Source organism: Methylobacterium sp. UNCCL125 (assembly GCF_900116795.1).
Taxonomy (GTDB): Bacteria; Pseudomonadota; Alphaproteobacteria; order Rhizobiales; family Beijerinckiaceae; genus Methylobacterium; species Methylobacterium fujisawaense.
Genome location: NZ_FPBW01000018.1, coordinates 139,296 through 162,745, shown reverse-complemented (window position 1 = coordinate 162,745; position 23,450 = coordinate 139,296). Strand labels below are relative to the sequence as shown.

Here is a 23,450-nt window from a genome sequence, read left to right as displayed (position 1 = left end):
GCTTCTTGCCAGCTTCCAGAAACTCCTTGGACCAGCCGTAGTACATTGAGGACGCGATGCCCTCGCGCCGGCACAGCTCGGCGATGCTGTCCTCACCGCGCAGGCCCTCCAGCACGATGCGGATCTTCTCCTCGGACGAGAACTGCCGACGTGTGGCCCGGCGGATGTCCTTGATCACGGCTTCTGCCGGCTTCCGCGCCGGCCCGGATGTCTGTTTCATCTTCGCTCCTGGGGGCTACGATGAACCAGCCATCCTCTGTTCGTGAAGAGCCTCAATCTGTCTCAGGGGTGCTGACGGCGGACAATTAAATCGTCGCTCGTTCGGGCCGCAGCGGCACGAGACAAGCGGGATGCTTGGCACATTGGGACGTTCGATGAAGCTCTCGACGAGTGGGTCAGGAACTGGGAGTTCGCGGCGAGGATCAGTAACTCGAATGATCATAAAACACTAATACTAAAATATGAGGATCTGAGGTCGAACTTTGATGGTCAGATGAGGCGCATCTCGGACTTCTTATCTGTGTCTGCCGGTTTTTCAAATCTCATTGAGCCGAGCGTTGGAACCGGTGAGACATCCCGTCTGGCACCCGAGCAAGAGGCGCGCATTTCGGAGCGAATGGGCGGGCTTCTTGATGCATGGGCAACAACTGACGTAAGCGCTCTACTAGCTACCTACCCCACGTTGCCGTATATCGTAAATTCCAACGAGTTCATTGGGATGTCGGGCGCGAAGCTACTGCCCCATGTCTTGCGCGGCGGCTTCTATCCGGCCGAGGAGTGGGGCGCGTGGTCCTGCGGCACGCGCGCTCGAGTCGTATTCAAACTTAGAGGTGCGAGGCCGGTCGAAAATGTTTGGATCGACATCTCCTTCACAGGTTATGTATTTGAATCGCATGATTTTGTATTTGGAATCGCGGTAAATTCTGGCGATCTGGAGATTGTCTGCGTCGAAGCCGCAACTGCCTTGGGCCCAGTCGCGAATATCGGGCGCCTTTACAAAGTCGTAGACGGGCTGATCGAATTGACTTTCAGCATTCCGAGACCAAAGTTGCCGGGGCAGGAACCGCAACATGACAGCAGAGCCCTTGGTCTATATCTGAAATCCATTCGAGCGACCATCTTGTGAGCGGCCTTTCGTGCCTGGCCAACGATACGGCAGGCATGGCGTTCTGAGAGACCATACCTCCCTTTGATGCCGTCGACTGCCAGCCGGCGTCGCTCCGGGCTACAAGCTTCCCGAGGCGACGTCCGTAAGCACCTGCTTTTCCGACGAAGTGTCCGCTGCGAGCCGGCGCAATCGTGCGTTCTCACGATCCAGATCCTTTATTCGGCATGCCTGGTCGGTTGGCGCGACCCCCGTATACCTTGCGCTAGCAAAAATAGCTTTGCTCGAAGATCTCTGCCTCCTTGCATGCGAGGGCTAAGCACTCACCCTGTGCCATCTGAACGTCGATCTGGCGCAGCTTCAACACCACCTGCTCCGCACCCGTCATCTGACCTAAAGCAGGCACCGACGAGATTGGATCGTCTGGAGTTTCGGCGCGGACGGCGGTGTGATTCGATGTGCGGCTTTCCGAGGAAGAGAGCTGATGGCGTATGCCCTGTCCGTTGATCTGCGCGAGCGCGTCGTGGTCGCAATCGAAGCGGGGGCCTCGCGCCGGGAAGCGGCGCGGCGCTTCGAGGTCAGCCCGGCCAGCGTCGTGCGCTGGCACGGGACCTCTTTGCAGGAGGGGCGGACGCAGGCCAAGCCGATGGGCGGCGATCAACGCTCGCACACCATCGAGGCTCAGGACGACCTGATCCGGCAGACCTATGAAGCGCAGCCCGAGTTGTTCTTGCATGAGTTGCGCGACCGTCTGGCCGAACGAGGCCTGCGAGTAGGAGTGAGCAGCCTGTCCTGCTTCTACAAGCGGCACGGCATCACGCGCAAAAAGACACCGGCGACGCCGCCGAGCAGGAGCGGGGGGACGTGAAGGCAGTACGCTTGTCCTGGTTCGAGCGCCAGCTCGATCTCGACTCGGACAGGCTCGTGTTCCTCGACGAAACTGCCGCCAACACGAGGATGGTCCGCCGTTTCGGGCGGGCCCCACGCGGAGAACGCTGCCAAGTTGCGGTGTCATTTGCGCACTGGAGGACCATCACCGTCGCCGCCGGCCTGCGCACCACCGGTCTGACAGCCACCGCAATCTTCGATGGACCGATGACGGGCGCGCGCTTCCGCGGCTATGTCGAAGAAACCCTTGTCCCAGCTCGCAGGCCCGGTGACATCGGCATCGGCGGGCGTGACGTGCAGCGCCAGGAGATGGCCGAGGGTGTCCACCGCCATGTGCAGCTTTGAGCCCTTCTTGCGCTTGGCCCCACCGTAGCCGGCCCGCTCGCCGCTCTCGGGCGAGGAGCGCAAAGTCCTTCTGTCGAGCACAGCCCGCCGTCGGCTCCGGCGCCCGACCCGCGGCGAGGCGCAGCACCGCGCGCAGATCCTCGGCCAGTTGCTCGAAGCAGCCAGCTGATAACCAGCGCTGGGCCTGCTGATACACGACAAACCAGGGCGGCAGATCATGCGGCATCAGCCGCCACGGGCAGCCACTCCTGACGACGTAGCGCAGCCCGTTGAACACCTCCCGCAACGCATGCTCGCGCTGACCGGCATCCTCGCGCAGCAGCGTCAGGCAGGGCGCGACCAGCGCCCACTCCTCATCGGAAACGTCGGACGGATACGGCTTGCGGGCAGGGCTCATCCCCACCCATCTGAGCATCAGACCCACCCAGGTCCATAACCGCCTCTAGCTGATTCTTCTAATCAGCCCGATCCAAAGCCCCCCGGTCAGGTTATTGCCCGCGAAGTCTCACATCTATCTCGTTCAGCCGACGGCCGTACCGATCGGCGATCGCTTGGATGCTGAAATTGCTCCTGACAAACTGCGCCGCCCTCAGACCCCTCTCTTTTGCCTCATCGCGGTTCGACACGGCCTGACGCATCGCTGCTGCAGCGCTCGCGAGGTTCGGATCCGCCCAGACACTTCCTCTTTCGACAGCCGGGTACTCGTCATGCGCGACCGGGACGAGATCGTAGTCAACAAGGTAGCTGTTCTCAGGCGTGCAAAAATCCATGTTCCCGGAATACGCGGTTGCGATCACGGGACGACCGAGTTGCATCGCCTCTAGCATTCCAAAACCGAAGCCCTCTGCACGATGCAACGACACATAGCAGTCGCAGGCGAGCTTCAGAGAAAGAATCTGTTCGTACGTAAAAGTCTCGTCAATTATTCGAACCCTTGGGTCGTCACGGACGAGATCGTCTATCGCGAGCCAGACGCTGACCTGATAAGCGTCCGAGACTCGACTCCTGTTCCAAGTCTTGATGATAAGGGCGACCTCGCGGTCTTCTTTGTGAAAGGCCGCTTGGAAGGCACGAACGACCGCGAGTGGGTTCTTGCGCTCAGCGAAAGAGAAGGAATCGAAGGTTGTCAGGAAGGTGAACACCTCATCCTGAAGGAAGGAGGGATGCGGCCGGAGACCGGGGGGCAAATCCTCAACGGCCATGCCGACATTCACGACAGGCTTGTCAGTCCTCGATGTGTAAATAGACCGCACATATTCTGATGATACCCAGATTTCATCCAAAAGGTCAAGCGCGAGAGAGTGCGATTCCGGCATTTTGTTAAGTTCCCAGAAAAAATATCCTATATTAAAACTGTTTTCGAACGTCGTTCCGGGTAGAAGGGAGAAAGCGAGTGGAATTGATTCGGCATTAAGGTGAAACAAGTTGATGCGATGCGGTCGAACATATGGCTGAAAATCAATTTTAGTTGAAAAACCAATGAGTGCTGGGTTCTCGACATTAAAAGGTATCGCCGATAGGGACGGCGCGATCTTATCTTGAAGGATTTGATACGAGAGGCGCGTCGCCTGTCCTAGGCCTGAGGTCTTCTCGATGGGACCGATGACGGTCACGCCCTCTGCTGCCTGGTGTGTGCCAGCTATCGACGTTGCATAGCGTCCTGCGCCCGGGGTTGATCTCAGGTTTGGCGCGGCGGCGCTCGCCGCCCCGCGCCGTCGCGCTTGGTTCGCGAGATCGCGGGCGTCAGAGGCAGATTGGAGAAGAAATGACAAATTGTCTGTGAACGGGTCGATGCCGTCTGCTTGAGTCGCGAAGAGTAATTGCAAGGATTGTATCGGAAGAAAATCGATAATGTGGGGATGTTTGAGGCTCAGCAAAATGAAATAATGCAGCGCCGCGAGTCGGCCAGCGGCGCTGTGTAGATTCAGGCACTGCAGTTCACGGTGCTTCGCAATGTGTAGCCGCATGAATATGCTGAGTGGAAATCTGGTATAAGGCCCTTTTTCGACCCTCCGGAGTACGGCGGCCTGTTCGGGTGTCACAAGTCTTCGTTCCAAATTTAGCTGCGGTGTCTTCTCAATGCACCACCAGTAAAGAGCTTCGTGTTCAACCACTGGTTTAGTGATGTCGAGAAGGTCCGGGCGGTCGCGCCGGAGTAGGTTCCAGAGAGCCACGCTGATACTTTCCGGGAACTCGTCTACCGGCAGCGGTGCGTTGAGGAACCGGATCTGGCTCGGGGAGAGGGGGATGCTCAACGATCGGCCCCATCTCAGCGTATACTCTCCGATGTACCACAGTAGGACGTTCAGGCGGTCTTTCGTCGTCCCAGAAAGCTTGGCCTTAAGGTGTTTCCCGCCCGATCGGATGACTTCAAAGCGAAGGAATTTCGAGATCAGTCCTTCGGGGTCGCGCTCGGGAGAAGCGGTATCCATAAGGATGACCGCGAGCGACCTACCGCTGAACGGGGGTTGAGCTTCCTCGAAGGAACAAGGTTGTCCGGCTCCGCTCTGTGCCGCGGAAACTGCTGTGATCCGGGATTCAGCAGCTGTCAGCCTCATCAAAGCGAGAAACGTTCCTGGGACTGGCGGAACGGCATTGCGGAGATTCAGAGTCTCTAGGTGAATGTTTTCGGCCAAGACGCAATCGCCGCCCAGGATCGAGATTTCGATGGCACCGTCCAGGGTCGAGAAGTTCTGCAGGTCGGCCACGAAACCGTGCCGTCCGTCGCCGATACCGTGGTCCTTAAGATCTTGCCGGAAGATGTTGGCTCTCACGATCTCCGTCTTGCCGCTGGCCGCGCTGACCTGAACGAGAAGAGGCAGATCGGGATAGTGTGTATCGAAGGCCCACCCGGTGAGGAGGGGCTCGTCGATGTAGTCGATGAAGCCGCGCCACCTTTGATCGTCGGTCATGTGCAAACTCATGGATGGGCGTCATGCTCCTCGGGGAAGTCGGAAGCGGCATCACCGCCGCGGATCAGCCTCTCCCGGAACCAGCTTCGAGGCCGCGCATGACGAGAGCGGGAGCAACCGTGTAATTGGCGTGAAAGGCGTGGACCGCTGCGCCAGCGACGGTCTTGCCGCGAATAAAGACCAGATCGGCTCCACTCGACCTAATCATACTCGTGTACCCGCGGAAATTGAATGACAGATTCTCGTGGATTAGCGCGATGACGCGGGAAGCCGGATTGCAGAAAATGCAATTCGTGAGTGCGGAACTCGCTGATCCGACGATCGTGTCGGCCGTGTGATATAGCGCAACCTGTTCGGCGAAGGACAGCTTCTCGGGGTAGACGACCTCGAAGCCCTGCCGCTTCAGCACATCGATGATCTCAGCCTCGTTGAGAAGCTGCCGCTGCGCGAATCCTTGTCGTGAGAGCACGATCTTGCGGCCTGAAGGCCGCAGATCGACGCCGCGCGCGGCAAGCCGCTCCAGCACTGCGCGCCGCATGCCCGCCAGGACATCCTTCGGCCAGATCGCGTCGTAGACCGGCATGCCGGGCCGTGAATCGAACGGGAAGAAGGTCGGCACCGGGGCGACGCCGAGCTCGCGGAACCGCGTCGCCTGTGCCGACAGCGGCAGGATCGGCCGATCGCGCTCGTCGAGCAACTCGACGATCTGCCGATGCGTCTCCGGCATGTGGTCGTCGATGCAGATCGGGAAGTCCGCGGGGCAGGCGGGATCGTTGAACCAGAGCATGCGCGGCACGAACTCGAGCAGCCAGTGGCCATAATTCTTGCTCTGGAGCCCGAACATCATCAGCCCGGCATCGAGCGTGCGCGTCTCGGCCGGCTCCTCGACCAGGGCCCGCTTCGCGCCGTAGACGGCCGTCATGATCTGGTCGGGGTTCACCCCGTCCTTGATGTCGGCGATGCCGCTGAGCGGGTGGGCGGCGAGATCGTAGACCAGGCGGTTGCCTTGAAGCACGAGATTGCTGCGCGGGAAGGTCAGGCAATCCTTGAACCGCGCGATGTATTGCGGCGGCGCGTCGAGGGATCCGCACGCTGAGGTCAGCGCCACCGGCCCTTCGAGAAAGGCGATCTCCGGCTCGGCAATCCGGCGGCCCCCGAGCAGCTCCCGGTATTCGCCTTGCCCGTCCGCGGCCGCTTGGCGGGCGGAAACAATGTCGTAGATCCGCAGCGGCCCGAGCCCCAGGACGTGCCGCGTTCGTTCGTGGAGCGTCTGCGCCTCCTCGTGCCGGCCCGCCTCGGCCAGGGCGTTCATCTGCAGGATGCGCAGGTTCCGGATCTTGCGCTCGAGGGTGTCGCCGTCGATCGTCAGCGTCTGGCCGTCCAGCTGGTCCCGCGCGATCCGCGCGAGCAGGTAGCTGCGCACCGCGCCTTCGGCGTCCCCGGCGAGTTCGTAGTTCCAGGCGATGTGGATGAGCGACGGGTCGTTCTGCCCGTGATCCCCGGCGGCCGCCTTCGCCGCGCGCAACTCCTGGAGCAACCCTTCCACCGGATCGAACGCCTTGCGGCGGCAGAGATCGAGGATGCGGGTTCGGATGGCGGCGAGCCGATAGGCCGCTGCGGGTGCAGGCGTCACCCGGGCCGCGAGGTCGTAGGCACGCGCCGCGAGGTCGAGCCGGTTCTCGCCCATGAACCGGAAAGCCAGCGTGGCGAGGTGCTGCGCAGCGACCGCCGGTCGGCTGTTCGTGAGTGCGGACAGGCCGTCCTCGATCGCGTCGAGCGCAGCGGCGCCGTTCGAGGGATCGGCCTGACTCAGGATACGCCGAAAATCGCCTTGCATCGTCCTCGACCGTTCCTCTCGGCCCGGGCTCACCGTCGCCGCTCAGCGGGCCGCCAGAGACCGCTCCACGCTGCCGCAGACCGCATCGATCTGCGCCGGCGTGATCGCCGGGAAGAATGGCACCCCGATGGCGCTCGCGGCCGCCGCGGCGGTCCCCGCCAGCCCGTCGTGCCGGCAGGTCGCGAAGGCGGGGTGCGCCTGACAGCCGGTCCCGTACCAGCGCCGCCACTGGATCCCGTCTGCGTCGAAGCCTGCCGTCACCGCATCGGCGGTGCCGGGCTCGAACAGGGCGGTGATCGTCATGGTCAGCCAGTCCCTGCCGAAGCCCGGCTGCATGCGCACGCCGATCCGCTCGAAGCCCGCGACATAGGCGAGGGATGCGTCCCGCAATTGCTGGATGCGCGCCTCGAGCCCGTCGAACACCGCCAGTCCGACCGCGGCGGCGTATTCCGAAATCCGGTAATTGCCGCCCCGCACCTCCGAGACGCGGCTGCTCGCCGAGAAGCCGAAGCCCGTCATGGCGGTGGTCTGGGCCACCAGATCGGTGTCGGTGGTGAGGATCGCCCCACCCTCCCCGATCCCGAGCGCCTTGGTGGCGTGCAGGCTCACGCAGATCGGCTGCGCGCCCACGCGGTGCAGGTTGAGCGTGGCGGCGGCGGCGTCGAACACCACCGGGATGCCGTGCGCCGCTTCGAACGCTTCCCAGGCGGCGACGTCGATCGGCGCGCCGTAGGGGCTGACCACCACCACGGCGGCGACCTCGTCCCCGGCCGCCGCCAGGGCCCGGGCGGCAATGGCCGGCGTCAGCGCCAGCGTCTCGGGATCGACATCCGCGAAGAACGGCTCCAGGCCGACATTGACCGCCGCATGCGCGGTGGCGACGAAGGTGTAGGCGGGCATCAGGCAGAGCCGGCCCTTCCGGCCGGCGATCCGGTAGCGCAGGGCGAGCTCGATGGCCGTCGTCCCGCTGCCGGTGATCGTCGCCGCCACCGGCGCGCCGTCGGCGCGCTCCGAGACGAAGCGGCAGAGCGTCTCGGTGAACGCCCGGGAGAGCGGACCGTAATTGCTGTAGATGTGCGACTGATCGATCCGGCGCAGATACGGGACGATGGCATCCGTCTCCGGCAGGCTTGGAATGAGCACGGGGATCATCGTCGAGACACGTCCTGACTGTCGGCCGCCACCATCCTCACGCGCATGCTAAGGTGACGCGCCCGCTATACATGGCCGGACAGGACCGCGGAAGGCGGCGATCCGGATGCCGGCCCCTCCCCGCCTAGGCGCGCCGCAGGGACCGCGCCGGATTGCCGAACACCGTCTGGCCCGGCGCCACGTTCCGGATCACGACGGCGCCGGCGCCGACCACGGCGTGCGCGCCGATCCGCATCCGCGGGATCACGCAGGCCCCGGTGCCCAGGAACGCGCCCTCCTCGACGCGGACATGCCCGGCCAGGTGGACCCCAGGGCTCAGCGTGGCGAAATCCTCGAGCACGTCGTCGTGGGCGACGGTGCAGCCCGGGTTGACGAGGACGTGCTCCCCGAGGCGCGCATCCGTCGTGATGGAGGAATGGCCGAGGATCACGGCACCCGCGCCGATCCGGCTGCTCGCTCCGATCAGCACCCCCGGATCGATGATCGAGGTGAACTGGGCGCCGATCTCCGCCCGAAGATGCGCGACCGCCCGGGCCCGGGGCCCGGGCTCGCCGAGGGCGACGACGAAGCGCAGGCTCGCGTCGCCCGCCAGGCTGCGCACATCCCGAATCACGGGCCGGCCCCGAAACGTCTCCGGCGCATCGATACCGGGATCGACGATGCTGGCTTGCAGCTCGATCGCGGTCCCGTGCGCGTTGAGGCGCTGCAGGGCGTCGACAATCTCGCGGGCGAGCGCGCCGGCGCCGTACAGGACGAGGCGGACGGTCATCGTGCCCGGATCCGGGATCGGATCCGTCCGCGGCCCGAATGCAGCGTGTCGTTCCGGTCGTCGTCCATGCGCGGGGATCCCTGTCTGCCCGGTGCCCTGCCCTACACGAGACCGCGTGCGCCCTCCAGCGCCGCGTCCGCCGGCCCTCCCAGGCGAGGGGCATTCGGATATCTCGTCACGGCACGCCGGTTCCAGTACACCGCCCGCGAGGGCGCGCCGTTCGACCGGCGCGCGGACGGGCAGGGTCGATCAGGCGCGCAACCGACATGAGGCCGACGCAGACCTTCATCGACCTGATCCGGACGGTCCATCGCGACAACGCGCCGGACGTCCTCGCGCAGATCCGCACCCTTGCCGCCGAGGAGCGCGAGCCGGTCCGGCGCGGCGCGCTGTGCCGGCACCTCGAAACCCTCGCGTTCCGGCTCGAGGGTGACGAACGGCTCGGCGCCGCCGCCGAGACCTATGACCTGATCGCCGCCCTGGTCCCCGGCCCCCGGGCGCGCTGGACGAGGGCCGCCGCCACGGCGCGCCTGCGCGACCTGTGCGAGCGCGGCCGGTTCGCCGAGGCCGAGGCTTACATCGCGGGCCTGCGCGCCGACGCCGAGGCGCCCGTGCTGATCCAGGACGGGCTTGCGACCCTGCTGCGGCTCGGATGGGCGTACGAGTGCCGGAACCAGCCCGAGCCGTGCCTCCATTGTTACCGCCTCGCCTACGACCTCAATGGCGGCGACGCGGGCGTGACGACGGAGGACGGAGACCGGCTCAGCACCAAGGTCAAGAACCTGCGCCGCCTGCTCCTCGATACCCTGCTGGAGGACGGGCGCTTCGACGCGGCGATCGCGCTCCACGCGGCGACGCGCCACGTCACCGGCTCCGGGCCCCTGGAGGCTTACGACATCGTCTCCGTCCAGGCCCTGGCGGCGGCCGGCGGCGCCCGCGTCATCACGGTGCTCCCGGAGCGCCGCATCGCCGCGCCCGATCTGCGCTTCTGGGAACCGCCCCCGGCCCTCCGGTCGGAGGCCGGCACCCTGGACATCCCGGCCCAGTACCTCGCTTTCCTGGAGGGCGCGCGCGCCTTCCCGCGCAGCAACGTCGTCATCGCCGGCGGCAAGCTCGTCTACGACCTCGCCGCCCATCCGCGGCGCCCGGACATCCTGCTGCAGGACGGCCTCAACCCCGACCAGATCATGACCGCCGCCTTCGGGGCCACGCGGGCCCTCGTCGAGGTGCCCGAGGCCGAGCACACGATCGCGGCCGGCCTCATGATGTTCGGCCTGCAGAGCCGGAACTACGGGCACTGGTTCTGCGAGTTCGTGCCGCGGATGCTCTGCTACAACGACCCGCGCTGCCCCGACGGGATCCCGCTCTGCATCGACGACCACATGCCGGGGGCGCACGCGGAGATCCTGGGCCTTCTCGACACGCGCGACCGGCCCGTGATCGCGATGCCGCCCAGGCCCGTCGCGTTCGGGCTCCTCGGGATGGCGCCGGTGCCGGCCTTCTTCCCCTTCGACATGAAGCCCGGCCGCCCCTTCTACGACACGGTCTGGCCGGCCGACGTCTTCGGGGCGATCCGCCAGCAGATCCTCGACCGCGCCCGCGCGCGCGGAGCCCTCTCCGGCCGGACCGACCGGCGCCTGTTCATCTCGCGCAAGGCCTTCACCCAACGCGCCCTCGTCAACGAGGCGGAGATCGCCGAACGGCTGCGCCCCCTGGGCTTCGAGGTGATCTATCCGGAGACGCTGTCCTTCCTCGAACAGGTCGAGGCCTTCCATTCCGCCGAACTGGTGGTCGGCTCATCGAGTTCGGCGCTCAGCAACGCCCTGTTTTGCCGACCCGGGTGCCGGATCCTCGGCCTGATCCACGAGGAGCTGTCCTTCAACTTCCGGGGCTATGCCAGCTTCATCGAGGCCGGGGGCGCGCGGATCCTGTTCCTGCGCGGCCGAACCCTCCCGCGCCCCGGCGTGCACGCCTTCCACGTGAGCTATACGGTCGACCCGGGGCGGGTCGTGGCCGCCGTGGCCGCACTCGAGGCCGAGGTCGCCACCGGGGCACCGGCCGGCTTTTCGATCACGGCTGCGGACGATCGGCCGATCCGTGTGCCGGATCGCGGTGCCTCCCGGCTGCAGGACAAGCGGACCGTCGGGCCCGCGCGCGTCGACCCAGACCGGCTTGCGCGGGTCAGGACGCTCGCGGCCGGCCCCCATGCGGGCGCGGAGGCAGGCCTGTGCGCCCTGGAGGCGGTGGCCTACGTCGCCGGCGAGCCGCATTCGGATGAACCCGCCTGCGCGTCGCCCAGCATCGCCGCCTTTGTCCGAACCTGGAGCGATCGCCTGCCGCAGGATGCGCGCGATGCCCTGATCCTGCCGCTCGTTCCGCGCTTGGTCGGCACCCGGGGCTCGGAGGCCCTGGAGCGCCGGCGGGTCGCCCTGGTGGCCGATTGGCTGATCCGCACCCACCTGCCGGCGTGGTTCCGCCTCGCCAAGCTGAACGTGGAGGGGGACGAACTGGCCGACCTGCCCGAGGTCGAGGACGTCGCCCAACTCGTCTTCCTGTGCGATCACCTCAAGCGCGCGCGCAAGCGGGCGGCCGTCGCCAACCTGACCCTGCGGCAGACCGGCTCGGCCGTTCGGGCCGCGGCCTGGAACGCGGCCCATCAAGCGGCCTGGGGCACCGTTCGGGACGCATTGGAGGCCGCGGGCCCATCAGTCCTCGCCGCCGGCTGGGACGCGGCCTACGCGGCCGCCTACGCGGCGGCCCGCGCCTGCGGGAAGGCGCCCCTCGAACCGACGCGGCAGGCGCTTCAGCGCTCGGCCCTGACACTGGTCGAGCGCATGATCGAGGCCCGTGAGCCCGATCCCGCCGATCCGGGCCTGCGGCCGGAAGATGCCCTTCCGGCCCCCACGCCGATCCAAGACGGCGCTGAATGTCGGCCATGAGTGACACCCGGCAGGGCCCGCAGCCGCTCGATCCCGCCGGATCCGGTCAGCCCGCGCCGTCCATGGCGGGGCTCCGCTGCCTCGTGCTGGGCGGCGGCGGCTTCCTCGGGCTGAACCTGTGCAACCGCCTCGCGGCGGCGGGGGCCGAAGTCACCTGCTTCAGCCGCAGCCACATCCAGTCCGAGGTGCTCGACCGACGTGTCGCCCGGGTCACCGGCCAGTTCGCCGACCGCCTCGCGATCGCCAACGCCGTCGAGCGTCAGGACGTCGTCTTCCACCTGATCGCCGGCTCGATCCCGGAAAGTTCGAACCGGGATCCGTCCGCGGAACTCGCCGCCGCGCCGATCGCCACCCTGCATCTGCTCGAGATCTGCCGCTCGGCCCGGATCAGGAAGCTCGTGTTCTCGTCCTCCGGCGGCGCGATCTACGGCATTCCCCGGGCCATCCCGATCCCCGAGCAGGCGCCGACCGACCCGATCTCGGCCTACGGCATCAGCAAGCTGATGATCGAGAAGTCGCTTCACCTGTACCGGCATCTCCACGGGATCGACTACCAGATCCTCCGGATCGCGAACCCGTACGGCCGGTTCCAGCTCGGCACCAAGCACCAGGGCCTGATCGGCAGCTACATCCACCGTGTTCTCTTGGGCCTGCCGCTGGAGGTCTGGGGGACCGGGGAGGTGGTGCGCGACTTCCTGCACGTCGACGATGTCAGCGACGCGTTCCTCGCCGCGGTGTCCTATGACGGGCCGCACAAGGTGCTGAATGTCGGGAGCGGCAGGGGCCTGAGCGTCAACCAGATCATCGCCGAGCTGGAGGTGGCCTTCGGCGGGGATCGCCTGCCCTGCATCCACAAGCCGAGCCGCGCCGCCGACGTGCCCGCCAACGTCCTCGACACCGCGCTGATCCGGTCCGAGCTCGACTGGCAACCGCGCGTCGCCCTGCGCGAGGGGCTCATCAGCACCATCGCGTGGATGCGCGCCCATCTCGCCGAGATCGGAGCGGGCGCTGCGGCGCCGCACCCCGCCCGTGAGGGATGAAGCGCCCGTGACCGCCGTCGCGGCCGACGGCGGGACGGCGCCTGTGCGGCGGTCTTGATCGTCACTCCGCCCCGGAGCGGCCACGTTTGTCGTCGACAGCGCGACCTGCGAGCCGCACGGAGACCGCATGTCCTTCCTGCACGATTTGCCGATCGCCGACCTGATCGCGCACTATGGCTACCTGGCGATCTTCGTCATCATCACGCTGGAGAGCGCCGGCCTGCCCCTGCCGGGCGAGACGGTCCTGCTGACCTCGGCGGCCTATGCCGGCAGCACCGGCAACATCAACATCGCCGTGGTGGTGGCCATCGCGGCAACCGCGGCCATCCTGGGCGACAATGCCGGCTACTGGGTCGGCCGCCGCTGGGGTCTGCCCCTGCTCCTGCGCAAGGGGCACCTGATCGGCCTCGATCACGGCCGGCTCAAGCTCGGCCAATACCTGTTCCGCCGGCACGGCGGGAAGATCGTGTTCTTCGGCCGCTTCACCGCGATGCTGCGCGCCTATGCGGCGGTGCTTGCCGGCGTGAACAAGCTCGACGCCCGCCGCTTCTTCGCCTTCAATGCGCTGGGCGGCGTCGCCTGGGCCTCGATCATGGGCTTCGGCGCGTATCTCTGCGGGCGCTCCATCGAGAACGTCATGGGGCCGGTCGGCCTCGGGCTGCTGGCCTTCGTCCTGATGGGCGCCGTCGCACTCTGGCTGTTCATGCGCCGGCACGAGGCGCGCCTGATGGTCGCCGCCGAGGCGGCGATCCCGGGGCCGCTGGCCGAGGGGCCGGACGGGACCGCGCCGCAGGCGGCGCCGCTTGCGCGCGACGACGACGCCGCGCGGCGCGACCGGATCCAGGCGGATTTCGCCGACCAGGTCGAAGCACTCCTGACCCAGCGGGAAGCCGGCCGGAGCGAGACCGGCCTCGATGCGATCGTGCCGCCGCGCCGACGCGCCCTGCCCCTGTGGTTCAAGATCCCCGCCCTCATCGTCGCGTCGGCCGTCGGGATGACGCTGGTCTCGTGGCATGATGGCGTGACCGGTGGCTTCTACGGACGCCTCGTCGGGCATGTCGGGATCCTCGGCGCCGCGCTGATCCTCGTCGTGCCGGTCGTTCTCCTGATCGTCATCGGCTGGCGTCTGACGGGCCAGGGCGCCGCGCCCGACACCGCAGAGGGGACCGCCGGCGCGTTGGCCTGATGGAGCGGGCCCGCGCCTCAGGCCCCTCCTCCGCCGTCGGGCAGGGTAGGCACACGGGACCCGCTATGCGAGAAGCCCCCGCGCAACGGCTCGGCGGGACGTGAGCGCGCCGGCCGGACGGTCAGACGTCCCTCCGTCCGGAGCCGGCCCGTGCGGGCGCGCCGAGAGAAACGGACGACGGCATGCATCCGGATCTGGCTGGATTGTTCGACGCGGATTCGGTGACCCGCCGCTACGGTCACCGCGGCGTCGCGACGCCGGAAGCCTACGCGGCCGAGGGCTGGTGCTCCGAACGCGATCCGAATCCCCTCTTCGATTCGGCCTTCTACCGGGCGCAGGTGTCGGCCGCGGAGGCCGCCAGCCTCAGCCCGGCCGAGCATTACTGCGTCCATGGCGCCGCGATCGGGCTCGATCCCGGTCCGCTGTTCAGCACCCGCACCTATCTGACCCTCTATCCCGATATCGCCGCAGCCGGGGTCAATCCGCTGGGCCACTACCTCCATTACGGGGCCCCGGAAGGTCGGCTGCCCAACCTCCTGGAAGGCCGCGCCCTTGCCGAGGCCAGTGCGGCGGCGCTGACCCACGATCCAGAAAACCCCTATGCACGGGTCCAGGCCGCGTCAGAGCGGCTGCACGCCAACGATCCCGCGGCGGCGCTCGCGCTGCTGGCGGGCGGCCCGGTCGCCGGCCTTCAGGCGCTCCTCGTGCGCGTCGGAGCGCTGCTCGCCCTGGGGCGGCGCGACGGGGCGCTCGAGGCTGCCCGCGCAGCCGCGGAGGTCGAGGGCGCCAGCCTGATCGCCCGGTGCGGTCTGGCCGCCTACCAGGCCGAGACGCTGGGCCGGCTGGGGACCGCAGCGGCGGCCTACGAGATCGCCCTGGCGGTGGGCTGCGAGGATCCGGCCCTGTTCCGGTTCCGCCTCGCGGTCATCTTCCGGACCTGGGGCCGGCTCGTGGAATCCGAGGAGCAGGCGCGCCTCGCCCTCGAACTCGGCGATGCCAGCCCCCATACCCGAGCCCTCCACGACCTCCTCGCCCGCGACCGGACCCAGGCCGAGCGGCTCCATGCCGAGAGCCGTGCCGTTCCGGATTTCGCGCCGCAAGCGTGGCAGGCGGCCAACCAGGCCTGGGCCGCCCACCCGCAGGTGACGGGTCCGATCCGGCCGGCCCGGCTCCGAGGAACCGGCCTCCTCCTCGTCGATTCGAGCTTCCCGTCCCGGTTCTCGGCGTTCCGCTACGGCGAGCTGCTCACCTATCTGTCCGCCATCCCGGACAGCCGGGCCGCCTCGTCGCTGCGCGACATCGACCGCTACCGGCCGGACCGGACCTTCCTCGACGAAGTGCGGCAGTTCGAGGCGGAGCATCCGACCCTGGCCGGCCGGGTGCGCGCCTTGAACACCGGCCACGATCTCAGCGCCAAGGTCCTGCACACGACCTTCCTGCACAACGCCGCCGTGCTGCTGGCCTCGAACCCGGACCTGCGCGCCGAGCGCTTCGTCTTCACCCTCTATCCGGGGGGCGGCTTCATGCCGAACGATCCCGTGTCGGATGCCAAGCTCCGGCGTGTGCTCGGCGATCGCCGCTTCGCCAAGGTGCTCACGACCCATACCCTGCAGCGCGACTACCTGCTCGACCGGGGCTGGTGCGATCCGGATCAGATCGCCTTCGTCTTCGGCGCCGTCTCGCCCGATTGCTGGGATGTCGCGGCGAGCGCGCGTTGCTCGCGGATCGGGCGTCCGCTGCAGGACACGATCCGGATCTGCTTCGTGGCGCAGCGCTATACGGAGTTCGGCATCGAGAAGGGCTGCGACGTCTTCACCGACCTCGTCCGCCGCTACGCGGACGATCCGCGCTTCGAGTGGCACTATGTCGGCGACTGGACGCCGGACCTGCTCGGCCTCACGCGGATCGACCGTGTCCGTTTCCACGGCGTGCAGCCGGCCTCGTTCTTCCAGGACTTCTATCCCGGCATGGACATCGTCATCTCGCCCAACCAGTCGCCGATGGAGCGCGACGGCGGCCGCGGATCCTTCGACGGCTTCCCGACCACATCCTGCGTCGAGGCGGGCCTGCGCGGCGTGGCGATGTTCCTCTCCGATTCCCTTGCCCTGAACCGCCGGCTCGACGGGACCCCCGCCATGCTGCCCGGCGAAGAATTCGAGCTGATCACGCGCGACGCCGACGGGATCGCCGCCCGGATCGAGTTCTACGCCGGAGACCGGGAGGCGCTCCGGCGGCTCGGCGAGGCCGGCCGGCTCGCCATCCTGCGGGAATACAGCTTCGAGCGGCAGATGCGGCCGCGCCTCGACCTGCTTCGGGGACAGCTCGATGCCGCGTAGAGGCGCGGCCCGGCGGATCGCGCAGAGATAGGTGCACGCGCCGATGTTGCGGTTCCTGACCAAGTCCGCGCGCCCGCGGCCCGAAGCCCGCCCGCCGACGGCGCGGCGGATCTCGGTCGTCATCCCATCCTACAACCACGCGCCCTACATCGCGCAGGCGATCCGCTCCGTCCTGGATCAGGACCGCCCGGTCGACGAGTTGATCATCGTCGACGATTGCTCGACCGACGAGTCGCGGGCCGTCATCGCCCGGACGATCGAGGGCTATGCCGGACCGGTCCGGATCCAGTGCGCGCTGCTCGACCGCAACGGTGGGGCGCATGCGGCGATCGCGCTCGGCCTGTCCAAGGCCAGCGGCGACGCGCTCACCATCCTGAACTCAGACGATGCCTATGGCCCCGACCGGTTCCGGGTGATCTGCGACGCGCTGCCGCCGGAGGGTGATTTCATCGCCTTTACGGGTGTCGACTTCATGGACGATTCGGGTGCCCGGCTCGCCGAGGACGACCCGGTCCGCACGTGGTACCGTGACGTCCTGGGCCAGGCGGGGGCCTGCCCGACCGTCGGCTTCGCGCTCCTCCGCCACAACATCGCGGTGACGAGCGGCAACCTCGTCTTCTCGCGCGGGCTCTACGAGACGGTCGGCCCCTTCGCGGCCTACCGCATGTGCCACGACTGGGACTTCCTCATCCGCTGCATGGTCCACGTGGAGCCGGTCTTCGTGCCGACCCCGCACCTCCGTTACCGGACCCATGCGACCAACACGCTCAAATCCACCGGCGACCTGATGCACGGCGAGGGATCGGCGGCGCTGAAGACCTATCTGTCGCTGATCGCCCGGGGGGCGACGGACAACCGGCTGGCACCGACGCCCGAGAACTGGCCGGTCTACTTCCGGTTCTTCACCGCGACCTATGCGCCCTGGTTCACCGGCGAGCCGATCGAAACCGTCGCCCGGCAGCTCTTTCCGGACCCGGAGACGCAGCCCGCCTGGCTGTCGACGGAGGCCGGGGCGGCGGGCGGCTTCCGCACCGCCCCCTCCCCCGTGCAGGACGCCCTGGCGCTGCGCCGCGTCGTCGGTTTGCTGATGCCGCGCTGACACGCGGCCGGGCGCGCCGATGCCTCAGGGTTGACCGGTCTGGGGGGCAATCGTATCACCCCGCCTCACCCGACAGGAGCGCGCTGTCGCGCCGGTCCCCGGCCGTTCACGCCGCGCCCATGCGCGCCAGCTCCTGAGAGCGTCGCGACTGAGACGGAGCCGACCGTGGGCGAGGACGTGGAAGCGCTGCGGGCCGAGCTCGCCGAGACCCAGGCACGGCTCAAGGAGGCCCAGGGCGAACTCGCCCGTCTGGTGCGTCTGGCCGAGGCCGACCTCCAGCGCCGGCGCCCCGGTGAGCAGTCGAGCGTCGTCGCTTCCTCGGTCCGCAGGCCGGCCGCCAAGGAGGTGGCCGCCCGGATCGCCCGGTTCGCGCATCTCTACCGCGAGGCTGCCGCTGCCACGCCCGATCGTGCCCCCGTCGTACCCGAGGCGACGATGCTCGGATGGCTCGAAACCTCCGGGTTGTTCGACCGCCAGTACTACCTCGCGTGCAACGACGACGTCGCGAATGCCGGCGCCGATCCGACGCAGCACTATTACAATCACGGCTCCGAGGAAGGGCGCCTCCCCAGCACCCTCTGAGGGTCCGGTCTGGGGAAGCGGCCCGCTGACGCGCGTTCGAGGGATCTGATCGATGCAGGACGGTGCAGGAGAGGCCGCGCCGGCGCTCGAGCCGTGGCAGGACGATTTCGCGACGATCTACGCCAGCGGCCTGTTCGACCATATCGGCTACGCGACGCGCTATCCCGACGTGGGTCTCACCGACCTGTCGCCCCTCGAACATTACGTGAAGTACGGTGCCCGGCTCGGGCGCCGGCCCCGGGCCGACTTCACCGCGCCGCCGGACGAGACCTTCGACGGCAGCTTCGTCAATCCCTTCGCGGCCTGGATCCGGGCCCGCGCCGAGACCCAGCCCGCACCGGCCTGGAACCGGCCGGTCGTCTCGGTCCTGTGCATCACCTACAACCAGGCGGCCTTCATCCGGCAGACCCTGGACAGCATCCTCGGCCAGGCCACGGACTTCCCCTTCGAGCTGCTGGTCGGCGACGACCGCTCCACCGACGGGACCGCCGAGATCGTCGCCGAGTACGCCGCGCGCCATCCCAACCTCGTGGCGGTCCTGCGCAGCGAGAACCTCGGCCCGAATAGGAACTTCGCCGACCTCACGGAACGCTGCCGCGGCGAGTTCGTGGCGATCTGCGAAGGCGACGATTACTGGACCGACCCGCGCAAGCTCCAGCGCCAGGTCGACTTCCTGCGGGCACGCCCGGAATTCACCCTCTGCTTCCATCGGGTGCGGGTGGTCTACGAGGACATGCCGGGGGTCGAGGAGCTGTACCCGAAGCAGTGCAGCCCGCAGCCGTCGCTGTCCGACCTCGTGGCCCACAACTTCGTCCAGACCAACAGCGTGCTCTATCGCTGGCGCTACCACGGTGCCGAGGCGTTCGCGTTCGACGAGGGCATCGCCCCGGGCGACTGGTACGTCCACCTGATGCATGCCGAGGTCGGGCGCATCGGCTTCCTGCCGGAGGTGATGGCGGTCTACCGCAAGCACGCCGCCGGGATGTGGGCGACCTACGCCACCGAACTCGCCCGTCACAAGAAGCTCGGCAATTCCGAGATCGCGTTCTTCCGCAAGCTGCGCGGCCATTTCGGCGGCCGCTACGCGGCAGGCTACGAGGCCGCGCAGAAATCGATCTTCCGCCGGCTGGCCGAGGCCTATCTCGACGAGGAGGACGTCCCGAGCCTCGGACGGCTGATCGAGGCCAATCCCGACATCGCCCGCGCGGCCTTGCACGACATGGGCCTCGACGCGCCCGATGCGCTGTCCGGTGAGCCGGACGCCTTGCGCGCGTGGCTGATGAAGCAACTCACCGTCAGCGTCATCGTCACGGCCTACAACCACGCCGCCGAGATCGGCCGCTGCCTCGACGCGGTGCTGGGACAGCGCGGGCTGTTCCGGATGCAGGTCGTGATCGGTGACGACACGTCCACCGACGGGACGGCCGAGATCGTCGAGAGCTACCGGGCGCGCCACCCGGAGCGGATCGTCGTCAGGCCCCGTCCGCAGAACCTCGGCATGCTGCGCAACATGCAGGACTGCCTCTCCGCCTGCACGGGCCGGTACGTCGCCTTCTGCGAGGCGGACGATTACTGGCTGTCCGACCGCAAGGTCGCCATGCAGATGCGCATGCTGCGCAACGACCGCAGCCTCGACATGTGCTTCAACTGGGTGCTGCTCCACTACCCGGCCACCGGCTCCTACCTGCCGCACGACGAGCAGGGCCGCTACCCGACCGGTACGATCAGCTTCCCGGTGCTGGCCAATTCGCCGCTCACCGCCAATTTCTCCTGCTGCTTCTACCGCGCCGAGGCCCTGCGCCGGGTGCCGGAGGCCTATTACGAGAACGCGTCGGCGGCCGACTGGCTGATGAACCTCTACGTCGCCGACAAGGGGCGCATCGCGTTCCTGCGCGAATTGCTCTCGGTCTACACGGTCCAGGCCAAGGGCCAGTGGTCGGGCCTGCCGGAGGACATCAAGAACGCCCGGATCGCCCAGTACCAGAAGGAATTCGCCGGGATCTTCGGCGAGGGGCGCGGCTTCGAGAAGTACGAGGTCGGCTGCACCGTGGCCGAGCTCGACGGCGAATTGCCGGATTCCTTCGCCCGCGCCAACCTCGAAGCCCCCCAGGATCGGGTCTGGGCCGAGATCCAGGACGGGCAGGTGGTGCTGGCCGGCTGGGTCGTGTCGGCGAGCCGCGCCAAGGCGACCCTGGTCGTGGAGGTGGACGGCGAGGTCCAGCGCATCCCCGTGGACGTCCACCGGCCGGACGTGATCGCAGCGGTGCTCGGCGACATCCCCACCACCATGGAGGAGGCCCGCTGCGGCTTCCGCTTCACCCTACCCTACGCCCTCCACCTCGAGGTGCTGATCTCGATCGAGGTCGAGCACACGGTGGTGCCCTGGCTCTCGGTGATCTTCACCCACCGGGTCAAGCGGTCGGGTCAACAGGGGTAGAGCCCGTCCCCCGAGCCGACGGCGGTCCGGCCGCCTCAGGCTGCCTTCTCGCTCAGGCTGCCTTCTTCGCTCAGGCTGCCTTCTTGGCCACCAGTGAGTTTCCGCAGGCCAGCTCCTCCCGGGCGGTTGCGGGCAAGGCCTCAAGCCACCTGCGCCACTGCTCCCCTTGAACGTCGAGGGCCATCAGCTCTCCGACCGTCATGTTGAGCAGTTCCGGCCGGATCTCGGCGGGCAGATGGTGGTTCAAGGCGCCCAGCACCCAGGAGACCGTGTAGGCGACCGTCTGGTTGACGAACGTGTCGCACAGCTCGACCTCGAACCCTTCGTCCTCGAAGATGGTCTTGAGCCCCTCCCGCGTCGCGTTGAAATAGTGGCTCGGGTAGCCGTGAACGGGTTGCAGGAAGGGCCAGTCGATGAAGACCGTCCCACCCTTGCGCAGCATGCGCCGCATCTCCCGGACGACAACCCAAGGCTGTCGGGTGTGTTCGAGGACGGCGAAGCAGCCGATGCCATCCAGAGTTTCGGATCGGATCGGGTACGGGCGGGTCGGATCGACGATGAGATCTGCCGAGCGGCTCGGGTAGACTTCCACATTCAGAACATTGTGGAAAAGGATGTCGCCTCGATATCCGCATCCGAGGTCCATAAACAGCTTGTCCGGCTGGACTTCGACGAAGTGGGTGAAGATTTCGGGGAGATTGCCCTGGCTCTCGCTCTGGTAATTCTCAAGATCGTAGGAGCGATCGGTGGTGAAGAGCGGAAATGTTCCTGCCTTCGACTGGTGCCACGGCTCCTCAAGGATATGTCTGAAGCGCTCGAACTTGGCCGCCCGATCCGCGGAGCTGATCATCGGAACGATTTCCTCTCGGACTGCGACAACCTAGAGAAGATCGACCATCCTCAGCAAAACGTAAACACTCTCCGAATGGGCGAAAAAAATTGAGATACGGCATCCAGAAGTTGCCGGCCTCGGAGGGCTGGCCGCCCTGCCGACGACCAGGGCCCGGAAGCCGGTGGCATGTCCTGCGCTTCGCAGATTTCGGCGATGTCCGTTCGCCGCGGCGACGGGAGCGGGGCCTCGTTTGCCCGCCCCGGGAACCGGGCTCTCCGTCATCCGCTCAACGGCTGAGCGCCGGCTGAGACGGAGCCGCGGCGGCCCTATCGCCTGCGGCCGCCCGTCAGGAAGCGGCGGACCCGCGTCATGGGGGAGCGGGGTTGCGCGAGCAGCCGCCGCACTTCGACAGCCAGCCGCGTCGCGACGATCTCGCGGGCGGGATCGTCGTAGTGGACGATGTCGTAGAAGGTCCCCTCTTCCCGGTCGCGAAAAATCCCGCTGAGGTCGAGGGCCGTGAAGGTGCGCCGGTAAGGGCGCCGCGCGGCGAGCTGCGCGGTGAAGGCCTCCAGCTTGGCGTATTGCCGGTCGAGATAGGCCAGGAACGCCCCCGAGGCGACGCCGCGCTCCGCTTCGGTGAGGTGCCGCTTGCGCAGGATCGTCGGCTGCAGGACGCTGACGATCGGCACCTGGTGGTCGTGCGACAGCTTGGTCAGCCGGTGGGCCGCGAGCGCGTAATGGTGGATGATGGCATCCTCCCAGCCGGGGCTCTGCCAGCCCACCTCGGCGCGCAGCCGCTTCAGCTCCTCGTAGATCAGCGTGATCAGCGCCTCGTAGGACAGGCCGTCCTCGCGGGCCCGGGGATCGTGCGTGTCGAAGAAATGGTCGTAGAGCCGCTGGGTGATGAAGGCGTTGTAGGGATGGCCCGGCCGGGGATCGTAGGTCCAGGGCTGGAACAGGTCGGTGCTGCCGCTGAGCACGAGGATCGCGTCGGGAGCGTAGGTCACGAGACGCGACCAGATCAGGTGCGTCATCTGCGTGAGGCAGCTCGACATGACCCCGAAATTGTAGACCTTCGCGCTGTCGAGCCCCTCCGCCCGCAGGATCCGTTCGAGGCGGCCGGGAAGGGTGTTGGCGATGTCGCCGCCGTCGATGGTGGTCGAATCGCCGACGACCAGGATCCGGGTCTCGCCTTGCGGCTTGCGCTCCACGATGGGGGCGGCGTTGAGGAAGCCGTCGGCGTCGAACGGCACGCCGTAATGGCTGGCACCCGGTTTGCCGGCAAACTGGATGAACGGGCTCGGATAGCGCGTGTTCGAATCGAGATAGCCGAAATGGTGCAGGAACTTGCGCCGGCGTACGGCGTCCTCGCTCTCCGGCGGGGCCCAGATCTGCTCGACACCCGGGGCCGTCAGGGCCGCCATCATCGCGTCCCGGAGCGCCGCATAGCCGGCGGCGTTGAGCCGGAGTCCGTCGTCGCTGAATCCAGGCCTGAGCGCGCCCGTCTCGGTGGCCAGGACGGCGTCGTAGTCGATGAACTGCGCCCCGTAGGTCCCCACGTGGTCGCGCAGCCACGCGTTGACGTCCCCGATGAGCGAGACCGGCAATCCGGCCGCGCCCGGCGCGTCCGGATCCACCGGCGGGATCGAGCCGACCCAGGTCCGCACGTAGAGGTCGCGTGCGTCCTGCAGCATGGCCGCGATATCGGCCACGATGCGGTCCAGCGACGGCGCCCGATCGCGGCTCAGGATATCGTCGCGGCCGCCGATGAGGTGGAGGCCCCGCGCGCCGTAAAGCGCGATGTCGGAGCGAAGCCGCCGCACCATGTCCCGGGTCGACTGCCCGCCGATCCCCCGCGCGACCGTCTGAGGGCCGGAGAAGAGCGGCGGCGTCTCGGCCGTCAGATCCGCCGTCACCGAATCGCCGAAGAACAGGATCGGCCCGAACGGAAACAGCGGTTTGTCCTGTGCCGGGGCGCTCATGCGGGACTG

The 23,450-nt window shown here is 67.4% G+C and carries 14 protein-coding genes and 4 pseudogenes; 9 read left to right on the top strand and 9 right to left on the bottom strand.

The features are described from left to right. The coding region (locus BM396_RS19405; protein WP_139239519.1) for a transposase at positions 1–220 on the bottom strand (220 nt) is incomplete at its 3' end. A 273-nt stretch (positions 221–493) separates the two neighbouring features. Here BM396_RS19405 and BM396_RS32855 point away from each other — a divergent pair. Continuing rightward, positions 494–1,126: a hypothetical protein gene (locus BM396_RS32855; protein WP_170867488.1), complete on the top strand. Its 633-nt coding sequence runs from the start codon at positions 494–496 to the stop codon at positions 1,124–1,126. 8 nt (positions 1,127–1,134) lie between these two features. On the opposite strand, the pseudogene BM396_RS19400 reads toward BM396_RS32855, so the two are convergent. Then, a pseudogene (locus tag BM396_RS19400) lies at positions 1,135–1,493 on the bottom strand (IS3 family transposase); the annotation flags it as partial. 96 nt (positions 1,494–1,589) lie between these two features. On the opposite strand from BM396_RS19400, the pseudogene BM396_RS19395 reads away from it, so the two are divergent. Next, positions 1,590–2,251: pseudogene (locus BM396_RS19395) on the top strand (IS630 family transposase); the annotation flags it as partial. Between the two features lie 21 nt (positions 2,252–2,272). Here the strand turns inward: BM396_RS19395 and BM396_RS19390 are convergent. The 5 genes and pseudogenes from BM396_RS19390 to BM396_RS19370 form a co-directional block, all read right to left on the bottom strand. Then, positions 2,273–2,735: pseudogene (locus BM396_RS19390) on the bottom strand (IS5 family transposase); the annotation flags it as partial. A 91-nt stretch (positions 2,736–2,826) separates the two neighbouring features. After that, complete coding sequence (locus BM396_RS19385) at positions 2,827–5,250, bottom strand: glycosyltransferase (RefSeq protein WP_158713333.1); 2,424 nt, start codon at positions 5,248–5,250, stop codon at positions 2,827–2,829. Between the two features lie 64 nt (positions 5,251–5,314). After that, positions 5,315–7,087: a glycosyltransferase family 61 protein gene (locus tag BM396_RS19380; protein ID WP_053610220.1), complete on the bottom strand. Its 1,773-nt coding sequence runs from the start codon at positions 7,085–7,087 to the stop codon at positions 5,315–5,317. 42 nt (positions 7,088–7,129) lie between these two features. Next, positions 7,130–8,239: an aminotransferase class I/II-fold pyridoxal phosphate-dependent enzyme gene (locus tag BM396_RS19375; RefSeq protein ID WP_043389521.1), complete on the bottom strand. Its 1,110-nt coding sequence runs from the start codon at positions 8,237–8,239 to the stop codon at positions 7,130–7,132. A 124-nt stretch (positions 8,240–8,363) separates the two neighbouring features. Beyond that, on the bottom strand, positions 8,364–9,008 hold the full coding sequence (locus BM396_RS19370; RefSeq protein WP_051976374.1) for a NeuD/PglB/VioB family sugar acetyltransferase: 645 nt from the start codon (positions 9,006–9,008) through the stop codon (positions 8,364–8,366). Positions 9,009–9,274: 266 nt separating this feature from the next. Between BM396_RS19370 and BM396_RS19365 the strand changes: the two genes are divergently transcribed. From BM396_RS19365 to BM396_RS19330, 7 genes and pseudogenes are all read left to right on the top strand, one after another. Continuing rightward, positions 9,275–11,947 carry a glycosyltransferase family 61 protein gene (locus BM396_RS19365; protein WP_244538908.1) on the top strand — a complete coding sequence of 891 codons (2,673 nt, stop codon included), beginning with the start codon at positions 9,275–9,277 and terminating at the stop codon, positions 11,945–11,947. Continuing rightward, positions 11,944–12,987 (top strand): NAD-dependent epimerase/dehydratase family protein, encoded by a 1,044-nt coding sequence (locus tag BM396_RS19355; protein ID WP_051976375.1) that lies wholly within the window; start codon positions 11,944–11,946, stop codon positions 12,985–12,987. Before BM396_RS19365 ends, BM396_RS19355 begins: the two co-directional genes overlap by 4 nt. Before the next feature lie 127 nt (positions 12,988–13,114). Continuing rightward, positions 13,115–13,750: pseudogene (locus BM396_RS33805) on the top strand (DedA family protein); the annotation flags it as partial. A 605-nt stretch (positions 13,751–14,355) separates the two neighbouring features. Continuing rightward, on the top strand, positions 14,356–16,509 hold the full coding sequence (locus BM396_RS19345; protein ID WP_091994915.1) for a glycosyltransferase family protein: 2,154 nt from the start codon (positions 14,356–14,358) through the stop codon (positions 16,507–16,509). 43 nt (positions 16,510–16,552) lie between these two features. Beyond that, positions 16,553–17,608 (top strand): glycosyltransferase family 2 protein, encoded by a 1,056-nt coding sequence (locus tag BM396_RS19340; RefSeq protein ID WP_051976372.1) that lies wholly within the window; start codon positions 16,553–16,555, stop codon positions 17,606–17,608. 165 nt (positions 17,609–17,773) lie between these two features. After that, positions 17,774–18,190, top strand: a complete 417-nt coding sequence (locus BM396_RS19335; protein ID WP_043346792.1) for a hypothetical protein — start codon at positions 17,774–17,776, stop codon at positions 18,188–18,190. Positions 18,191–18,242: 52 nt separating this feature from the next. Continuing rightward, the gene (locus tag BM396_RS19330; protein WP_043346794.1) at positions 18,243–20,627 is read left to right on the top strand and encodes a glycosyltransferase family 2 protein; all 2,385 of its coding nucleotides are present in this window, start codon (positions 18,243–18,245) and stop codon (positions 20,625–20,627) included. 70 nt (positions 20,628–20,697) lie between these two features. Here BM396_RS19330 and BM396_RS19325 read toward each other — a convergent pair whose 3' ends face one another. Together BM396_RS19325 and BM396_RS19320 are read right to left on the bottom strand one after the other, a co-directional pair. Next, entirely contained in the window at positions 20,698–21,477 is a 780-nt protein-coding gene (locus BM396_RS19325; RefSeq protein WP_051976371.1) for a class I SAM-dependent methyltransferase, read from the bottom strand. Positions 21,478–21,785: 308 nt separating this feature from the next. Then, positions 21,786–23,441, bottom strand: a complete 1,656-nt coding sequence (locus tag BM396_RS19320) for a GDSL-type esterase/lipase family protein (RefSeq protein WP_043389518.1) — start codon at positions 23,439–23,441, stop codon at positions 21,786–21,788. Positions 23,442–23,450: the final 9 nt, after the last annotated feature.